Source organism: Streptomyces sp. NPDC007164 (assembly GCF_040634135.1).
In the GTDB taxonomy this organism is placed as follows: Bacteria; Actinomycetota; Actinomycetes; order Streptomycetales; family Streptomycetaceae; genus Streptomyces; species Streptomyces sanglieri.
The window spans coordinates 1-17567 of record NZ_JBEYFB010000039.1 but is presented as its reverse complement, the minus strand read 5'-3'; the positions used below and the strand labels follow the sequence as shown (position 1 = coordinate 17567).

17 protein-coding genes are annotated in these 17567 nt (G+C 72.2%); 8 read left to right on the top strand and 9 right to left on the bottom strand.

The window, feature by feature from the left end; all coding sequences use genetic code 11:
* Positions 1–3: 3 nt before the first annotated feature.
* The 3 genes from ABZ622_RS32560 to ABZ622_RS32550 form a co-directional block, all read right to left on the bottom strand.
* Positions 4–1251 carry a substrate-binding domain-containing protein gene (locus tag ABZ622_RS32560; protein ID WP_360549386.1) on the bottom strand — a complete coding sequence of 416 codons (1248 nt, stop codon included), beginning with the start codon at positions 1249–1251 and terminating at the stop codon, positions 4–6.
* A gap of 225 nt (positions 1252–1476) precedes the next feature.
* A complete protein-coding gene (locus ABZ622_RS32555) occupies positions 1477–1827 on the bottom strand; it encodes a DUF4190 domain-containing protein (protein ID WP_360549384.1) in 351 nt (116 codons plus the stop codon).
* A gap of 115 nt (positions 1828–1942) precedes the next feature.
* Complete coding sequence (locus ABZ622_RS32550; RefSeq protein WP_360549382.1) at positions 1943–2554, bottom strand: TetR family transcriptional regulator; 612 nt, start codon at positions 2552–2554, stop codon at positions 1943–1945.
* A gap of 230 nt (positions 2555–2784) precedes the next feature.
* Here ABZ622_RS32550 and ABZ622_RS32545 point away from each other — a divergent pair, with 230 nt between their 5' ends.
* From ABZ622_RS32545 to ABZ622_RS32535, 3 genes are all read left to right on the top strand, one after another.
* Positions 2785–4110 (top strand): glycosyltransferase family 4 protein, encoded by a 1326-nt coding sequence (locus ABZ622_RS32545; protein ID WP_360549380.1) that lies wholly within the window; start codon positions 2785–2787, stop codon positions 4108–4110.
* 63 nt (positions 4111–4173) lie between these two features.
* Positions 4174–4941: a class I SAM-dependent methyltransferase gene (locus ABZ622_RS32540; RefSeq protein WP_360549378.1), complete on the top strand. Its 768-nt coding sequence runs from the start codon at positions 4174–4176 to the stop codon at positions 4939–4941.
* On the top strand, positions 4938–6011 hold the full coding sequence (locus ABZ622_RS32535) for a prenyltransferase/squalene oxidase repeat-containing protein (protein WP_360549376.1): 1074 nt from the start codon (positions 4938–4940) through the stop codon (positions 6009–6011). The genes ABZ622_RS32540 and ABZ622_RS32535 overlap by 4 nt, the downstream gene beginning before the upstream one ends.
* A gap of 81 nt (positions 6012–6092) precedes the next feature.
* On the opposite strand, the gene ABZ622_RS32530 is transcribed toward ABZ622_RS32535, so the two are convergent.
* On the bottom strand, positions 6093–6290 hold the full coding sequence (locus ABZ622_RS32530) for a hypothetical protein (RefSeq protein ID WP_360549374.1): 198 nt from the start codon (positions 6288–6290) through the stop codon (positions 6093–6095).
* Between the two features lie 353 nt (positions 6291–6643).
* Between ABZ622_RS32530 and ABZ622_RS32525 the strand changes: the two genes are divergently transcribed.
* The 5 genes from ABZ622_RS32525 (at position 6644) to ABZ622_RS32505 (ending at position 12900) form a co-directional block, all read left to right on the top strand.
* On the top strand, positions 6644–9613 hold the full coding sequence (locus ABZ622_RS32525; RefSeq protein ID WP_360549372.1) for a BTAD domain-containing putative transcriptional regulator: 2970 nt from the start codon (positions 6644–6646) through the stop codon (positions 9611–9613).
* Between the two features lie 175 nt (positions 9614–9788).
* On the top strand, positions 9789–10355 hold the full coding sequence (locus ABZ622_RS32520) for a hypothetical protein (RefSeq protein WP_360549370.1): 567 nt from the start codon (positions 9789–9791) through the stop codon (positions 10353–10355).
* Between the two features lie 40 nt (positions 10356–10395).
* Entirely contained in the window at positions 10396–11172 is a 777-nt protein-coding gene (locus ABZ622_RS32515) for a maleylpyruvate isomerase N-terminal domain-containing protein (protein WP_360549368.1), read from the top strand.
* A 92-nt stretch (positions 11173–11264) separates the two neighbouring features.
* On the top strand, positions 11265–12341 hold the full coding sequence (locus ABZ622_RS32510) for a PHP domain-containing protein (protein WP_360549366.1): 1077 nt from the start codon (positions 11265–11267) through the stop codon (positions 12339–12341).
* 4 nt (positions 12342–12345) lie between these two features.
* Entirely contained in the window at positions 12346–12900 is a 555-nt protein-coding gene (locus ABZ622_RS32505; protein ID WP_360549363.1) for a VOC family protein, read from the top strand.
* Here the strand turns inward: ABZ622_RS32505 and ABZ622_RS32500 are convergent.
* The 5 genes from ABZ622_RS32500 to ABZ622_RS32480 form a co-directional block, all read right to left on the bottom strand.
* On the bottom strand, positions 12897–13904 hold the full coding sequence (locus ABZ622_RS32500; protein WP_360549361.1) for an LLM class F420-dependent oxidoreductase: 1008 nt from the start codon (positions 13902–13904) through the stop codon (positions 12897–12899). The genes ABZ622_RS32505 and ABZ622_RS32500 overlap by 4 nt on opposite strands.
* Before the next feature lie 120 nt (positions 13905–14024).
* Positions 14025–14855, bottom strand: coding sequence for a DUF5336 domain-containing protein (locus tag ABZ622_RS32495; RefSeq protein WP_360549359.1), 831 nt, complete (start codon positions 14853–14855; stop codon positions 14025–14027).
* Positions 14856–15045: 190 nt separating this feature from the next.
* Positions 15046–15993: an N-acetylmuramoyl-L-alanine amidase gene (locus ABZ622_RS32490; protein WP_360549357.1), complete on the bottom strand. Its 948-nt coding sequence runs from the start codon at positions 15991–15993 to the stop codon at positions 15046–15048.
* Between the two features lie 35 nt (positions 15994–16028).
* Positions 16029–16685, bottom strand: coding sequence for a class I SAM-dependent methyltransferase (locus ABZ622_RS32485; protein ID WP_360549355.1), 657 nt, complete (start codon positions 16683–16685; stop codon positions 16029–16031).
* A 345-nt stretch (positions 16686–17030) separates the two neighbouring features.
* Positions 17031–17471 (bottom strand): hypothetical protein, encoded by a 441-nt coding sequence (locus ABZ622_RS32480; RefSeq protein WP_360549353.1) that lies wholly within the window; start codon positions 17469–17471, stop codon positions 17031–17033.
* Positions 17472–17567 lie beyond the last annotated feature (96 nt).

Genomic DNA, 17567 nt, shown 5'->3' with positions numbered 1-17567 from the left:
CGCTCAGCCCGCCGAGGGCTTCGCGGGCGGCGCCACCTCGTCCATCGGCTCGGTGGTCACCAGCTCCGGCCGGGCACCGGCGCCCGACCCCCGAAGCTTCGCGACGAACATCGGCTGCACCAGGGCGTGGTCCTCGGCACGGACCTGCTCCTTGCCCTTCACCCCGTCGAAGCTCCAGCCCTCCAGGGCCTTCACCATGGCGGCGGTGTCGGTGGCGCCGCCCTGCTCGACCGCGCGCACCACCATCTGCGCGGCGGTGAAGCCGTCGGGGGTGAACAGGTCCGGGCTGCCGCCGGCCTTGGCGACCGAGTCGAGCATCGACTTCTCCACGGCGTTGCCGCCGCCCGCGCCGGGGAAGTAGTGCGCCAGGAACGACACCTTGGAACCGGCGGCGCCGAAGACCGGGTACGAGGCCGTCCCGGCGAGGCCCGTGACGACCTTGCCCGCCTCCAGCACGCCCTGCTGGTCCAGCGCGGTCCACAGCGCCGGTGCGGTCGAACCGGCCCAGGCGACGAAGACCAGATCGGGCCCGCCCGCCTTCACCTGCCGGGCGAACGGGGTCAGGTCCGTGGCGCTGGGCGGGGCCAGTACGGAGCCGACCTTCGCGCCCCTGGCACCGAGGACGGCCTTCACCGCGGCGACGTTGGCCTGGCCGAACGTGGAGTCCTGGGCCAGCACCGTGACCTTCTTGCCCTTGGCCTCGCCGAGCATCGCCCCGGCGGTGAGGATGTCCTGGTAGGACTGCCGGCCCGACCGGAAGGTGTAGTCGTTGATGCCGGTGACGGCGTCGGTGGCGGCCGGGCCGCTGATGTACAGCACCTTGTTCTGGGCGGCGAGCGGCGCCATCTGGAGCGCGACCCCGGAGTCGGTGGTGCCGGCCAGCACCTTGTAGCCCTTGCCGATCAGGTTCTTCGCCGCGGAGACCGCCTTGCCCGGATCGCCCGCGTCGTCCTGCTCGGTGACCTCGATGCGGTGCCCGGCCACCTTCCCGGTGCCCTTCGTGGCGTGGTCCAGCCCCGCCATGAATCCGTCGCGGTACTGCTTGCCGTAGTCCGCGAGGAGCCCGGTGCGGGAGTACACCAGGCCCACCTTGACGGTCCGGTCCTTCGCGTCCCCGGCGGAGCCGGAATCGCTCTCGCCGGCCTTTCCGGCGGCGGTGCATCCGGCGAGCACCAGACCGGCGCAGCTCAGTGCGACGGCGGCGTGGAGGGATCTGCGGTGACGGACGGTGCCTGTGGCTCTGCGACGCATGGTGACCGGCTCCTCGGCGTGTTCATGTGATGTCGCCGAACCGTATGAACACCGTGCCGCCGTCGACATGGTGCAGAGCGCCCCACCTGACGCGGTGCGCATGTGGGGGCCGCACATGGGCCCGGAAGGAGAAGGCCGCGCCGGGGAACCGGATCGTACGGTTCCCCGGCGCGGCCGGTGACTCGATGCGTGCGTGCGTGCGCGTGCGTCGCGGGCGGCGGCCCGTCACATCGCGCTGATGCCCTGGATCGTGGCCACGGTCACGCCGACCAGGGCGAAGGCGACGCCGACCCAGCCCATCGCGATGCCGGCCACCGCCTGGCCGCGGCCGCCGCCCTCGCCCCGGTCGGCCATCCGCTTCGCGGAGACGCCGAGGCACAGCGCGATGATCGGCAGGATGATCGGGATGAGCACCAGGCCGAGGATGCCGAGGACCATCGAGGCGGTGGCCTTTCCGCTGGGCAGCGGGGCGGCACCGGCGTATCCGTGGCCGACCGGGGGCTGGGCGCCGTATCCCGGTCCGCCGGGGGCCTGGATCGCCGTCGCGCCGCCTGCAATGCCTGACTGGTCAGCCATGTCTTCCTCTCCATCGGTGCTGGTCATGACCATGTTAGGGAGCCGTCTGTGATCCTTTCGGTCAGAACGGTGTGAGGAATGTGATGAAAGTGCCACGAGGTCGGGCCCACTTGTGCTATTGCGGGTCCGTGGGCTTTGTTACGTCGATCAGCCGGCACACCGTGTCGATGTCGATCTTCACCTGGGCGATCGACGCCCGCCCCGACAGCCAGGTGATCAGCGCGGAGTGCCAGGTGTGCTCGATGACGCGGACCGCGGACAGCTGCTCCGGTGTCGGATGCTCCAGACCCATCGCGTCCAGGATGATCGCCGTCGTGATCCGCGAGACGGTGTCCACCTCCGGGCTGACACTGCGGTCCGCGAAGGTCAGCGCCCGCACCATCGCGTCCGCCAGATGCGGCTCGCGCTGGAGTGCGCGGAAGGCCCGCATCAGGGTGTCGGCCACCCGCTGAGCCGGGTCCTCGCCGGCCGGCGGGCGTTTGTGCAGCGTCGTGTGCATGTGCTGGAGCTGGTCCTGCATGGTGGCGACCAGCAGATGGATCTTGGACGGGAAATAGCGGTACAGCGTGCCCAGGGCGACCCCGGCCTCCTCCGCGACCTCACGCATCTGCACCGCCTCGAAGCCGCCCCGGCCGGCGAGCTGGGCGCTGGCGTGCAGGATGCGGCGGCGGCGGGCCTCCTGCCGTTCGGTCAGGGGCGGCGATGCCGGCTTGGCCTCAGCTGTCATGTGTCCCCATCCATGGCTTCTGTCCGCGACCGGAGGGAGGCGCTCGGTCTCCCGGGGGCGCACAGCATGCCAGCGTCCCCGGTGGTGGCGCGAATCACCTGATCCGGCCGTTGCACCGACGCTACCTGCCGGTAGATTCGTAGCTCATTGAACGATCCAGTCTGAAACTTGTTCTAGATTAGCGTGAGCGGTTACGCTCCGGCGAACACGCAGTGAGAAGGGGGCCGAGTGTGACCGCTGAGGCCATAGAGTCGGGCCCCCGCACGGGCAGCGACACCTCCGGCACCGCCGATGACCGTCCGTTGCGCATCGCACTCCTCACCTACAAGGGCAACCCCTTCTGCGGCGGCCAGGGCGTCTACGTACGCCACCTCGCCCGCGAGCTCGCCCGCCTCGGCCACAGCGTCGAGGTGATAGGCGCCCAGCCCTATCCGGTGCTCGACGAGGGCGTCCCGCTCACCGAGCTGCCGAGCCTGGACCTCTACCGCCAGCCCGACCCGTTCCGCACCCCGAAGCGCGGTGAGTACCGCGACTGGATCGACGCCGCCGAGGTCGCCACCATGTGGACCGGCGGCTTTCCGGAACCGCTCACCTTCAGCCTGCGCGCCCGGCGCCATCTCGCCGCCCGCCGCGGCGAGTTCGACGTCATCCACGACAACCAGACGCTCGGCTACGGCCTCCTCGCCGACCTCGGCGCCCCGCTCGTCACCACGATCCACCACCCCATCACCGTCGACCGGCAGCTGGACCTGGACGCCGCCGACACCCGCCGCCGACGCGCCTCCATACGCCGCTGGTACGGCTTCACCCGGATGCAGAAGCGGGTCGCCCGCAGGCTGCCCTCGGTGCTCACCGTCTCCGGCTCCTCCCAGCAGGAGATCGTCGACCACCTCGGGGTGCGCCCGGACCGCATCCACGTCGTCCACATCGGCGCGGACACCGACCTCTGGTCGCCGGACCCCTCGGTCGCCGAGGTGCCCGGCCGGATCGTCACCACCTCCAGTGCCGACGTCCCGCTGAAGGGTCTCGTCCACCTCGTCGAGGCGCTCGCCAAGCTCCGTACCGGGAACCCGAACGCGCACCTCGTGGTCGTCGGCAAGCGGGCCGAGGACGGACCGGTCGCACAGGCCATCGAGCGGCACGGACTCCGGGACGCCGTCGAGTTCGTCAAGGGCATCAGCGACGCCGAGCTCGTCGACCTGGTGCGCGGCGCCCAGATCGCCTGTGTCCCCTCGCTGTACGAAGGCTTCTCGCTGCCCGCCGCCGAGGCCATGGCCACCGGCACCCCGCTCGTCGCCACCACCGGCGGCGCGATCCCCGAGGTCGCGGGCCCGGACGGCGAGACCTGCCTGGCCGTCCCGCCCGCCGACGCCGGGGCGCTGGCCGACGCGCTCGCCCGGCTGCTCGGCGACCCCGAGCTGCGGGCCCGGCTCGGCGCCGCCGGCCGGGACCGGGTGCTCTCCCGCTTCACCTGGAAGCAGGCCGCCATCGGAACCGCCGCCCTCTACCGCGACGCGATCGCCGCCCGGTCCGGTGCCACGCGCCCCGGCCGCTGACACCGCCGCCCGTTTCCGTCGTACCCGCCCCCCGACCTCCCCCGACCGCGAAAGCAGGCATTCGTGCTGACCGTGGACTTCACCCGCTTCCCGCTCGCCGCAGGTGACCGAGTGCTCGACCTGGGCTGCGGCGCCGGACGCCACGCCTTCGAGTGCTACCGGCGCGGCGCCCAGGTCGTGGCCCTCGACCAGAACGGCGAGGAGATCCGCGAGGTCGCGAAGTGGTTCGCCGCGATGAAGGAGGCCGGCGAGGCCCCGGAGGGAGCCACCGCCACCGCGATGGAGGGCGACGCGCTCAACCTGCCGTTCCCCGACGAGTCGTTCGACGTCGTGATCATCTCCGAGGTCATGGAGCACATCCCCGACGACAAGGGCGTGCTCGCCGAGATGGTCCGGGTGCTCAGGCCCGGCGGCCGGATCGCGATCACCGTGCCCCGGTACGGCCCCGAGAAGGTCTGCTGGACGCTCTCCGACGCCTACCACGAGGTCGAGGGCGGCCACATCCGCATCTACCGGGCCGACGAACTGCTCGGCAAGATCCGCGGCGCCGGCCTCAAGCCGTACGGCACCCACCACGCCCACGCCCTGCACTCGCCGTACTGGTGGCTCAAGTGCGCCTTCGGAGTGGGCCGCGACGGCAAGGACGCAGCGCTGCCGGTCCGCGCGTACCACAAGCTGCTGGTCTGGGACATCATGAAGAAGCCGATGGCGACCCGGGTGGCCGAGCAGCTGCTGAACCCGGTCGTCGGCAAGAGCTTCGTGGCGTACGCGACCAAGCCGCACCTGCCCGCGGCCGCCGCGGCCGAGGACCTCACCGAGGCCGAGGCGTGACCGTTCCCGAGCAGACCGAGCACCTCGTACTGCCCGGGGTCCTCACCGCCGAGGAGGCCGCCGAGACCGTCGCGGCCCTGCTCGCCGTGCAGCGCCGGGACGGCGCCCTGCCCTGGTTCCGCGGCCACCACCTCGACCCGTGGGACCACACCGAGGCCGCCATGGCCCTCGACGTGGCGGGCGAGCACGCCGCCGCGGAGCGCGCGTACGACTGGCTGGCCCGGCACCAGAACGAGGACGGCTCCTGGTACGCCGCGTACCAGGACGGCGACCCGGACCGGCCGACCGACCGCTCGCTGGAGACCAACTTCTGCGCGTACGTGGCCGTCGGCGTCTGGCACCACTACCTCGCCACCGGCGACGACGCGTTCGCCGACCGGATGTGGCCGACCGTCTACGCCGCCGTCGAATTCGTCCTGCGGCTCCAGCAGCCCGGCGGCCAGATCGGCTGGAAGCGCGAAGCCGACGGAACCCCCGTCGACGACGCGCTGCTGACCGGCTGCTCCTCCATCCACCAGGCGCTGCGCTGCGCGCTCGCCCTCGCCGAACGGCGCGAAGAGCCGCAGCCCGACTGGGAGTTGGCGACCGGCGCGCTGAGCCACGCGATCCGCGGCCACCCGGAACGCTTCCTGGACAAGAGCCGCTACTCGATGGACTGGTACTACCCGGTCCTCGGCGGCGCGCTCACCGCGACCGCCGCCAAGGAGCGGATCGAGGAGAGCTGGGACCGCTTCGTGGTCCCCGGCCTCGGGGTGCGCTGCGTGCTGCCCAACCCCTGGGTGACCGGCGGCGAGAGCTGCGAACTCGCCCTGGCGCTCTGGGTGATGGGCGAGTCCGACCGGGCGCTGGAGATCCTCCAGTCCATCCAGCATCTGCGCGCCGAGGGCGGCATGTACTGGACCGGGTACGTCTTCGAGGGCAACCGGGCGTTCTGGCCGGAGGAGCTCACCACCTGGACCGCCGGATCGCTGCTGCTCGCGGTCGCCGCGCTCGGCGGCGACGAGGCGACCGCGGAGGTCTTCGGCGGCGAACACCTGCCGCGCGGGCTGGAACCGGACTGCTGCCGTTAGCCCGGGTACCGGCCGGGTGGCTGGGGGAAGCGGCACTCGACCGCCGCCTCCCTCAGCCGGTTCCGCACCCTGCGCGGATACCTACGCCGGGGTGCTGAGCACGGCGTACAGGGCGTAGAGCACCACGGGCAGCGCTCCCACGAGCCCCGTCACGGCGGCGATCACCGAGGGCAGCCGCTTGTTTGTCCGCAGTGACCTGATGAGGTAACCGACCAATACGAAATAGGCCAGAGTGACCACGACTCCGGCCCACAGCACAGGTGGACTGATTGATTGCATGACAATGCTCGTTCTCCCTATGACGGTGCCCAGTCCGGATCTGCTGCGCTCGCCAACAGGCAGGCCATACAGGGCCCTTGGCAGGGGCCGGCCCATCCGCCGTTCGCGGCAACGGAATGACGGTAGCTCAAAGTCGCTTGACTGAGCTAGAGTTGACGAAAAGCGCAGCACGAATCGATCGGCTGTCGGGCCGGGCGGTCGGGGCCCGGGATGCCACTCCCGGGAACCCCGCCTCGGCGCAGCCCCGGACTGGGCAAGTCACAGAGTGCGATGCGCACATAGTGCCAGGCGCCGATAAACGATCCGTATACGTCTGCTAAACGAGTTGGTACGCTGTCGAAAGGGGGGCAGCGATGGATGACGCGTCACGGTTGTTGAAGCATCGTCCCGCCGTGTCGCCCGATGGGCCGACGGCACTGCGCTTCAGCGTGCTCGGCCCGGTGCGCGCCTGGCGCGGAACCGAGCAGCTGTCGACCGGATCACCGCAGCAGCGTGGCCTGTTGGCCGCCCTGCTGCTGCGCGAGGGCCGCACGGCGACCGCGGCCGAACTGATCGACTCGCTGTGGGGCGACGAGCCCCCGTCGCAGGGGCTGGCCGCCGTCCGGACGTACGCCTCCCGGCTGCGCAAGTTCCTCGACCCGGGCGTCCTGGTGAGCGAGTCGGGCGGTTACGCGATCCGGGGCCTGCCCGACGGAGCCCTGGACCTGTCGGCGGTGCAGGATCTCGCGGAGCGGGCGGAGCGGGCCAGGGCCGACGGGGAGCTGGGCCGCGCGAGTGAGCTGCTCCGCAGGGCGCTGGCCCTGTGGGACGGCGAGCCGCTGTCGGGGGTGCCGGGCCCGTACGCGGAGACCCAGCGCATGCGCCTGGAGGAATGGCGACTCCAGCTGATCGAATTCCGCCTGGACACGGAGCTGGAGCAGGGCCACCACGCGGAAGCGGTCTCGGAACTCACATCGCTGACGGCGGTGCACCCACTGCGCGAGCGGCTGCGGGAACTGCTGATGCTGGCGCTGTACCGCAGCGGCCGCCAGGCGGAGGCGCTGGCGGTGTACGCCGACACCAGACGGCTGCTGGCGGACGAACTGGGCGTGGAACCCCGCCCCGCCCTGGCGGAGTTGCAGCGCCGGATCCTGCAGGCGGACCCGGCCTTGGCGGAACACTCCGCCCCGGAGCCCGAGCCGGCCGTGGCCCCCGTACGGCCCGCCCAACTCCCCGCGACGGTCCCCGACTTCACGGGCCGCGCGCGGTACGTGGAGGAGCTGGGGGAGGTGCTGGCATCGGCCAACGGCCAGGTCATGGCGGTGTCGGCCCTGTCGGGAATCGCGGGCGTCGGCAAGACGACGCTGGCGGTGCACGTCGCTCACCGGGCCCGCCCGGAATTCCCCGACGGCCAGCTGTACGTGGACCTTCAGGGCCTGCGGGCGACGAGGACCGGGCCCGAGACGGTCCTGGGTTCCTTCCTGCGCGCCCTGGGCACGCCGGACGCGGCGATCCCCGACTCCCTGGAGGACCGGGCGGCGCTGTACCGCTCGGTCCTGGACGGGCGGCGGGTGCTGGTGCTCCTGGACAACGCGCACGACACCGCCCAGGTGAGACCGCTGCTGCCGGGCACGGAGGGATGCGCCGCGCTGATCACGGCCAGGGGGCACATGGGCGACCTCGCGGGCGCCCGTCTGGTGGACGTGGACGTGCTGAGCCCGGAGGAGGCCCTGCTCCTGTTCACCAGGATCGTCGGCCAGGAACGTGTCGCCGGCGAGCGTGCGGCGGCGCTCGACGTCGTTGCCGCGTGCGGCTTCCTGCCGTTGGCGATCCGGATCGCCGCGTCGCGGCTGGCGGTGCGGCGGACCTGGACCGTTTCGGTACTGGCCGCGAAGCTGGCGGACGAGCGGCGGCGACTGGACGAGCTGCAGGCCGGTGACCTGGCGGTGAAGGCCGCCTTCGAGCTGGTCTACGGGCAGTTGGAGTCCGCGCAGGCGCGCGCGTTCCGTCTGCTGGGCCTGGCGGACGGGCCGGACATCTCCCTGCCGGCCGCCGCGTCCATGCTCGGCCTTCCCGAGGAGGACACCGAGGAACTCCTGGAGTCCCTCGTCGACACCTCGCTGGTGGAGTCGGCGGCACCGGGCCGGTACCGATATCACGACCTGCTCCGCCTCTACGCACGTGCCTGCGCGGAGCGCGACGAGCGACCGCCGGGCGAGCGGGCGGCGGCCCTGTCCCGGTTGCTCGACTTCTACCTGGCCACCGCGGCGGGCGTGTACGCGCTGGAGCGGCCCGGCGACCGCCTGATCGAGCACCTGGAGCCGACCGCCGGCGACGGGCTGGTGTTCACCGACCGCGCCGCGGCGCTGGACTGGCTGTTCGGCGAAGCGAGGGCGCTGCTGTCCGCGGCCCATCAGGCCGTCGGCACGGGCGAGTTGCGCAAGGCGGCCGATCTGCTGCTGGCGACGCGGGACCTCGCCGAGTCCGGCAGCGAATTCACCCGCTACGAGTCGGCGGTCACGGCCTTGCGGGACGCCGCAGCGGCAACCGGCGACGAGCGGACCGAGGGCCGGACACGAACCGCTCTCGCCCACCTGCACTCCCTCGCGGGCCGTTTCCGGGAGGCGGACCACGAAGCACGCGAGGCAGTACGGCTCGGTGGTTCGACCGGCGACTCCTGGACCATGGGCGACGCGCTCAACAGCAGGGGCGTCATCGCGCTCTACCAGAACCGGCACGAGGACGGGGAGGCCCATCTCTCCCGCGCCGTCGTGTACTTCCGTGCGCTCGGCGACCGCCCCGGGGAGGCCGCCGTCCTGTGCAACCTCTCGCGGATGCACCTCGCGACCGGCCGGACCGCGAGCGCCATCGCGCTGGCCCGGCAGGGCATCGAGATCTACGACGCGATGGGCAGCACCGTGCGCGGCGCCAACGGCCGCTACGTGCTCGCTCTGGCCCTCACCCGGAGCGGCGAACTGGACTCCGCGAGCGACTGCCTCCACGAGGTACTGGACGTCTTCCGTGAGGGCCGTCAGAAGCTGTGGGAGGGCATGAGCCTGTTCCGGCTGGCCGAGGTCGACCTCGCCGCCCGGCGCCCGGCACAGGCCGCGGTCAACGCCGAGACGGCGCTGATCACGCTGAGCGGAATCGGCGGGGAGTGGCGTCGGGCCAACGTATTGACCGTGCTCGGCCACGCGCTCTCGGAACTGGGCCAGACCGGCCGTGCCGTCGCTTCGTGGAACGAGGCGCTCGACGTCTACGAGCGGCTGGGCGCCCCGGAGGCCGAGGCGGTGCGCATGCTGCTCCTCGACGGGCACCCGGACCGGACGTACAGCGTCGCCTGACGGGGCCGCCGCACCGGCCGGTCCTCATGTCCCCGTCGCACGCCCCGGACCGGGAACCCGGACGGCGTTTCCCGAGTGGCACGCCGTTCCCGGGCGGGCGAACCTTACCGAGAGTGGCCGAAGGTGTCACTCCCTGTACATATCGCCCTGATGTGCCCGGCCAGGGAGGCCCGCTGTGCCCAGTTCCGCCGCGACCGGTCCCGTACCGCTCCGCCGTCTGATCGTCTCGCTGCTGCTGTCCTGCGCCCTGGTCGTGGGCGCCACCGCGTGCGGCGGCGGCGACAAGAGCGGTACGAGCAGTTCGGCGTCCCCGAGCGGCACCTCGTCGGCCGAGGCGCAGAAGTTCGCCAAGACCCGGTTCGTCACCAACGCGGGGCTCGCGGCCGGTGCGACGTACCAGTGGATCGTGAAGCCCTACCGGGCGGGCAAGTTCAAGAAGGGTGCCGACGGGCGGACGTTCGCGCTGGTCAAGGCCGGGCTCGCGGGCGGCTTCGCCTACAACCGGCTGAAGGCGGCGGCGGTCAACGCCAAGGGCGACCCGCTGCTGTCCAAGGCGGTCGCGCCGCTGACGGCGGGCATCGAATCGCTCAAGGGGCTCGCCGAAAAGCTCCGCAAGGGACAGGCCGGCGAGGGCGACATCGGCGCCTTCGAGAGCGTGATCAGCGGTATCAAATCGGCCGGCAGCAGCGTGGGCGCCGAGGTGAAGGACAAGGTGCCCAGCACGTCGCAGCTCGGCGGGTAATCGGTGGGGTCCGGCTCATGATCGAACTAGGGTGCGTGGCATGAGCCGACTGACGCACGACCGCTACTGTGACGAAATCATCGCCCGCACCAGTGCGTTGAGGGCCACGATCCATGGCGCGGACCTCGGCGCCACCGTCCCGACCTGCCCCGACTGGACCCTGCGCGAGCTGGCCCTCCATGTCGGCCGGGCCCATCGCTGGGTCGGCGAGATCGTACGTACCAGGGCCACGGAAGAGGTCCCGGAAGAGCGGGTACCGGAGGACACCCCCGGGAGCGACGACCCCGCCGCACTCGACGCCTGGCTGGCGGAGGGCGCGGCGCGGACCGTCGAGGCGCTGCGGGCCGCGGGCCCGGACGAGGCGGTGTGGTCCTGGGCGTGGGAAGGGAGCACGGGCTTCTGGGCGCGGAGGATGGCGCACGAGACGATCGTCCACCACGCCGACGCGGCACTCACCGCGCGGACCGGCTACGAGGTGGCGCCGGAGCCGGCCTCCGACACGATCGAGGAGTGGCTGGAGATCGTCGCCTTCGCGCAGGCCGCGGGCGACAAGGAGGCCGCCGAGCTGACCGGGGCCGGGCGCTCCATCCACCTGCACGCCACGGACGTACCGGACGCCGAGTGGCTGATCGAGTTCGGCGAGGACGGCTTCACCTGGCGCCGCGCGCACGAGAAGGCGACCGTCGCGCTGCGGGGCCCGCTCACCGACGTCATGCTGGTCTTCAACCGGCGGCTGGCGCCGGACAGCGACCGGGTCGAGGTGCTCGGTGACGCGGAGCTGCTGGACTTCTGGCTGGAGCGCGCCGCGTTCGGCTGAGCGGCCACCCGGTGCCGTTGTGCGGGCCGGGCCGGGCTGAGCGAAGCTGGAGGGGAGAGCACCCAGTGTCCGGCGGCCCCGTGGAGGTGCCGATGGAGCCAGTCCGCGCCCTGAAACGGATCGCCTTCCTGCTGGAACGCGGCAGGGCCGACACCTACCGCGTGCGGGCCTTCCGCGCCGCCGCCGACGCGGTGGCCGCGATGGCGGACGGCGAGGCCGGGCGGCGGGCGGCGGCCGGTTCGCTGGAGGCGGTCAAGGGCATCGGGCCGAAGACCGCGCAGGTGATCCGGGAGGCGGTGGCCGGGGACGTACCCGGCTATCTGGAACGGCTGGAGAAGGAGGCCGCGACCGGGCCCCACGAGGGCGGCGCGGACCTCCTCGCGCTCCAGCGCGGCGACTGCCACCTGCACTCCGACTGGTCGGACGGCGGCAGCCCGATCGAGGAGATGGGGCGCACCGCGGCGGAGCTGGGCCACGAGTGGGCGGTCCTCACCGACCACTCGCCCCGGCTGACCGTCGCGAACGGCCTCTCCCCGGACCGGCTGCGCAGGCAGCTGGACGAGGTCGCCGAGCTGAACGCGCGATGGGCGCCGTTCCGGCTGCTCACCGGCATCGAGTGCGACATCCTCCCCGACGGCTCCCTCGACCAGGAGGACGAACTGCTGGAACAGCTGGACGTCGTCGTGGTCTCCGTCCACTCCGAGCTGCGGATGGCCCCGGCCCCGATGACCAGGAGGCTGCTCGCGGCCGTCCGCCATCCGCGGGCCGACATCCTCGGCCACTGCACGGGGCGGCTGGTCGCGGAGCGCAAGCGCCCGGAGTCCCGGTTCGACGCGGACGCGGTCTTCGCCGCCTGCGCGGAGGCCGGCACCGCCGTGGAGATCAACAGCCGGCCGGAACGGCTCGACCCTCCCCGCGGGCTGCTGAGCCGCGCCGTCGCGGCGGGCACCCTCTTCGCCGTCGACACCGACGCCCACGCGCCCGGACAGCTGGACTGGCAGATCCACGGCTGCGCCCGCGCCGAGGAGTGCCTGGTCCCGGCGGAACGCGTCGTCACCACCTGGCCGGCCGACGACCTCCTGGCCTGGTCACGCGGGGGCACGATCCCGGAGCGGGCCCGCTCCGGGGTGGACGGGGCCGTCGGCGCGGCCCCGGGACAGGAGCGGTGAAGCCATGACGGCGACAAGCGTGCGAGGCATCGACCACATCGGGGTCACGGTCCCCGACCTGGAGACCGCGACCCTCTTCCTCGCGAGGGCCTTCGGCGCCGAGGTGCTCTACGACACCCTGCGCCGCCAGGACGGACCCAACGGCGGCCCGGACGTCGAGCGCAGGCTCGGCGTCCCGGCGGGCACCCAGCAGCTGGCGATCAGGATGCTGGCCCTGCCCGGCGGCGGACCGGGCATCGAGCTCTGCGAGTTCCAGGGCCCCCGCCGCGAACCTCCCGTGCTGCCCTGCGACTTCGGCTGGCAGCACGTGGCGCTGTACGCCGACGACCTGGACGCGGCCGTCCGCGACTGCGTGGCCGCGGGCGCCACGCTGCTCGCCGGGGCGCAGCCGCTGCCGGGCCCCGAGGCGGGGGAGCACAACCGGTTCGCGTATCTGCGCACCCCGTGGGGCAGCACCCTGCAACTCCTGACGTACCCGGACCCGCAGCCGTGGGAGCGCACCGCGTCACGACGGAGCGCCGGTGCCTGGCCGACCGACCCTGCCAGGCCGTCTTCCTAGTTGAGCTCCGCGAGCACCCGCAAGGTGTGCGGGTCCGGCGCCGTCACCAGCAGATCGGTGACCGGCCCCTTGCGCCACAACTCCAGGCGCTCCGCGATCCGTTCACGCGGGCCGACGAGGGAGATCTCGTCCGCGAACGCGTCCGGCACCGCCAGCACCGCCTCCTCCTTGCGCCCTTCGAGGAACAGTTGCTGGATCCGCCGGGCCTCCTCCTCGAACCCCATCCGCGCCATCAGATCGGCGTGGAAGTTACGGGCCGCGTGGCCCATCCCCCCGATGTAGAAGCCGAGCATCGCCTTCACCGGCAGCAGCCCCTCCGCGACATCGTCACAGACCCTGGCGCGGGCCATCGGCGCGATCATGAATCCGTCGGGCAGGTCCGTGAGCGACGCCTCGTACACATCGGTGCGCATCGGGGACCAGTACAGCGGCAGCCAGCCGTCCGCGATCCGGGTCGTCTGCGCGATGTTCCTCGGCCCCTCCGCCCCGAGCAGCACGGGCAGCCCCGGCCGCAGCGGATGGGTGATCGGCTTCAGCGGCTTGCCCAGCCCGGTGGCGTCCGGACCGCCGTACGGGTGGGAGTGGAACCGGCCGTCCAGCTCCACGGGGGCCTCGCGGCGCAGTACTTGGCGGATGACGTCGACGTACTCCCGGGTCGCGGTCAGCGGGCTCTTCGGGAACGGACGTCCGTACCAGCCCTCCACCACCTGCGGGCCGGACAGCCCGAGGCCGAGCATCATCCGGCCGCCGGAGAGATGGTCCAGGGTGAGGGCGTGCATGGCGGTCGCGGTCGGGGCGCGCGCAGCCATCTGCGCGATGCCGGTGCCCAGCCGGATCCGGGAGGTGTTCGCGGCGATCCAGGTCAGCGGGGTGAAGGCGTCCGATCCCCAGGCCTCCGCCGTCCACACCGACGCGTACCCCAGCGCCTCGGCCTCCCTGGCCAGCTCCAGATGGGCGGGGTCCGGGCCCCGGCCCCAGTATCCGAGCGCGAGTCCGAGCCGCATGTCCGCCGCCTCCCAGTAGTTCTGACGCTACGTCAGAAATCGAGGTACGGACGGAGGGTACGGCAGCGGCCCCCCGCCCGGAAGGGGCGGAGGGCCACTGTCGTACCGCGTGCGGTGGGCTCAGCCGCGCTGGATGCCCGTGGTGTCCTGGAGCACGCCGCGACGGCCGTCCTGGGTCTGGGCGATCAGGCCCGGACCGCGCTGCTCCACCGCGAGGTACCAGGTGCCGGGCGCCAGCTCGGCGATCGGCGACGGCGAACCGTCCTCCCCGTACAGCGGGCGGGCCACCGGCACCGCGAACCAGAACGGTGTGAAGTCACCGGCCGGCGCACCTGCGGCGGGAGCCGCCGGGGCGTTGCCCTGGGGCTGCGGCTCCGGCTGACCGGGCTGCGGCTGCGCACCGTAGGGCTGCTGCTGGCCCGGCTGACCGCCGTACGACGGCTGCGGCTGGCCCGGGTAGCCGTAACCCTGGCCGGGCTGCGGCTGGCCGCCGAACGGGGCCTGCACACCCCTCGGAGCCGAGGCGCTCACCAGCGGGGCCTTGAGCGCGGGGACCAGCGGGGTGGCGACCGCGCCGCCCGCGAGCACGATCGTGGCCAGCAGGCCGAGGATCATTCCGGCGCCCGCGTCACCGGCGTCGATGGTCGTCCAGAAGGCCGTCCACACCGCGAAGACACAGAAGGCGGCACCGAATTGACCGAGGTCGAGCCCGACGACCTTGCGGGCCGGCATGGACCGGCCGACAACGACCAGCGCCGCCCCGATGATTCCGGCCAGGAAGACGCTCATCAGGAGTCCGAGCGAGTCCCAGGCGTTCGGGGTGTTGTAGTTGGAGCAGTTGATGCCTGTGGGGCAGTCGAAGCCGGTGAGGTCGAGGAAAGAGGCGATGAACAGCACGACCGCTGCTCCGATCACCACGCCGTCGCCTCGGGAGAGGGAGCGGATATTCACGTGAAGGTCCTTAGTCGGTCGTCTCGTCGGGGCGGTCGTCGCTGCCGCCTGTACGGGTACAGCGGGCACGGCACGAAGCTCGGGGCGGCCCCCATCGTACGGATGAATCTATCGTCTGCTCGTACGGGTTGTGTTCCTGCCCGGACGCCGGACACACATCCCCCCAATTTCGCCTCAGAACTACCTCTTGCTACCCATTGAGGTAGCTGCTGATGCCATCGGCAATGCCCTGCGCCGCCTTCTGGCGCCAGCCCGCGCTGGTGAGCAGTGCGGCGTCCTTCGGATCACGCATATTGCCGCATTCGATGAACACTTTGGGCACGGTCGACAAATTCAGTCCGCCCAGGTCCTTTCGGATGTCCAGCCCGCTATTGCCTCCGACGTAATTGGAAGGCGCACTTCCGGTATCGCGGACGAAGAGGCCGGCGATCCTGGTGCCGAGGTCGCGCGACGGCTCGACGATCTTCGAGGTGTCGGCCTTCCCGCCCCGCACCAGCGCGGGCAGGATCACATGGAAGCCGCGGTTGCCGACCGCGGAACCGTCCGCGTGCACCGAGACCACCGCGTCGGCCCCCGCCTCGTTGCCGATCCGGGCCCGCTCGTCGACACACGGCCCGTACGCGCGGTCGTTGTCGTACGTCAGCACGACCTTCGCGCCCTGCTTCTGGAGGAGGGTGCGCAGCCGGTGCGACACATCGAGGGTGAACTGCGCCTCCGCGTAACCGGAGTTGGTGGACGTCCCGGTGGTGTCGCACTCCTTGTGCGTGGTGCCGATGTCCACCTGGCGGTTGATCTCGCCGGTGTGCAGATGGTTGTTCGGGTTGTGTCCGGGGTCGATGACGACGGTCTTCCCGGACAGCGGCCCGGTGGCCCCGCCGCCCGCGGGCTTCGACGGCTTCGACGGCTTCGCGGAGGGTGCGGGGGATGCGGATGTCTTCGTCTTCTCCGGCACCGGGGCGCTCTTCGACGGCGGCGGCGCGGAGGTACCGCTGCCGCCCTGCCGAGGCTCGGCCCGCGTTCCGCCGCTGTCGTCGCCCGCGCCGCAGCCCGCGGCGGTCAGGCACACGGCGGCGAGCGCGGCGGCGGCGAGCAGGGACCGGCGGCGCCGGGTGGGGGGAACACTCTCGTCGTACGGCACCACGCGATGCTATCCGGGCCTCCGGACGGCCGCCCTCAGATACCCGTTCCGGTACGCCGCAGCACCCGCAGCGAATCCGTCACCGAGACCTCGGTGAACGCCCCGGACTCCAGCGCCCGCAGATAGACGCGGTACGGGGCCTGGCCGCCGTGCGCGGGGTCCGGGAACACATCGTGGATCACCAGCAGCCCGCCCTCGGCCACATGCGGCGCCCAGCCCTCGTAATCGCCGTTCGCGTGCTCGTCGGTGTGGCCGCCGTCGATGAAGACGAACCCGAGCTTCCCGCCCCAGACCGCCGCGACCTGCGGCGACCGCCCGACCAGCGCCACCACGTGGTCCTCCAGACCCGCCGCGTGCAGGGTCCGGCGGAAGGCCGGCAGCGTGTCCATCCGCCCGACCTCCGGGTCCACCACGGTCGGGTCGTGGTACTCCCAGCCCGGCTGCTGCTCCTCGCTGCCCCGGTGGTGGTCGACGGTGAGCGCCGTCACCCCGGCCGCCCGCGCCACGTCGGCCAGCAGGATCGTGGAGCGCCCGCAGTACGTGCCGACCTCCAGGACCGGCAGCCCCAGCGCGGCGGCCTCGGCGGCGGCCGCGTACAGCGCGAGTCCCTCGCCCACCGGCATGAAGCCCTTGGCGGCCTGGAAGGCGGCGAGAATCTCGGGCGACGGCTCGGCGACGGACTCGGCGGGCACGGGTTCCTCCTGGTGGGGGCGGTGGTCGGGGGTGCGCTGTTCGGCGGCGCCCCATCGTGCCGTACGTCCCCGCCGGTGGTGTCGGCGGGGGCGAGGGGCCGGGGTGTCATCGCCGGGGCCGTCCTCCGAGCCCCTGCGGGTTCTCGCAGTCGACGTGCCGGTAGAACGTGACCGGGTTCCCGGGCACGCGCTCGATCTCACCGCGCCGGCAGCGCTCAAGGGCCCCGATCGGTTTCAGGCACGCGGGGCACGTCTCCCCCGAGGGGGCGAATGTCGTGTATTCCCACTGACGCGCGTCCGCGCGGGAGGTCCTGCCGGTCTCGGGCACGGGGCGAGTGGCTCCGGTCATGCCCCGTCCCCGCCCTCGGCCGACGTGGTCATGCGCTCCGGTGCGGAGCCGACGAGGGCTGTCTCCGTCCGCTTGCGGTGCTCGGCGACCAGCCGGCGCAGCATCCGGGCGAGGTCGCAGAGGTGCTGGTAGGAGCTGAAGACGAGGACGTCGTCCTTCGGCGCGGAGGCGAGCAGTTGGTCGACCTCCCACCGTGCGCCGCGCGTCGCGGGGGTCTGCGGGTGGTCGACGGTCGCTTCGGCGAAGAGGCTGATACGCCCTCGCAGTTCGGCCGTCCAAGTGTCGATCTCTCGGCGGGTGGTGGTGCCGAGCCGGAGCCGGAGGGCGTCGTCGGCGGACTGAGCCGCGGCTTCGACGTCCAGGGGGAGGCCGGCGGTGCGGGAGGCGTCGGTTTGTGCGGCCGGCGCCGGTGGGCAGCTTGGCGTGGGGTGTGTCATGGGGGTCTCCGTAAGTTGTTAGTCGGCCCGGGAGGGCCGGGTGTGGCTGATGGGGTCTTGCCTTCAGTGGCTTGCCAGGAGTGGCCGCCCGGCTCT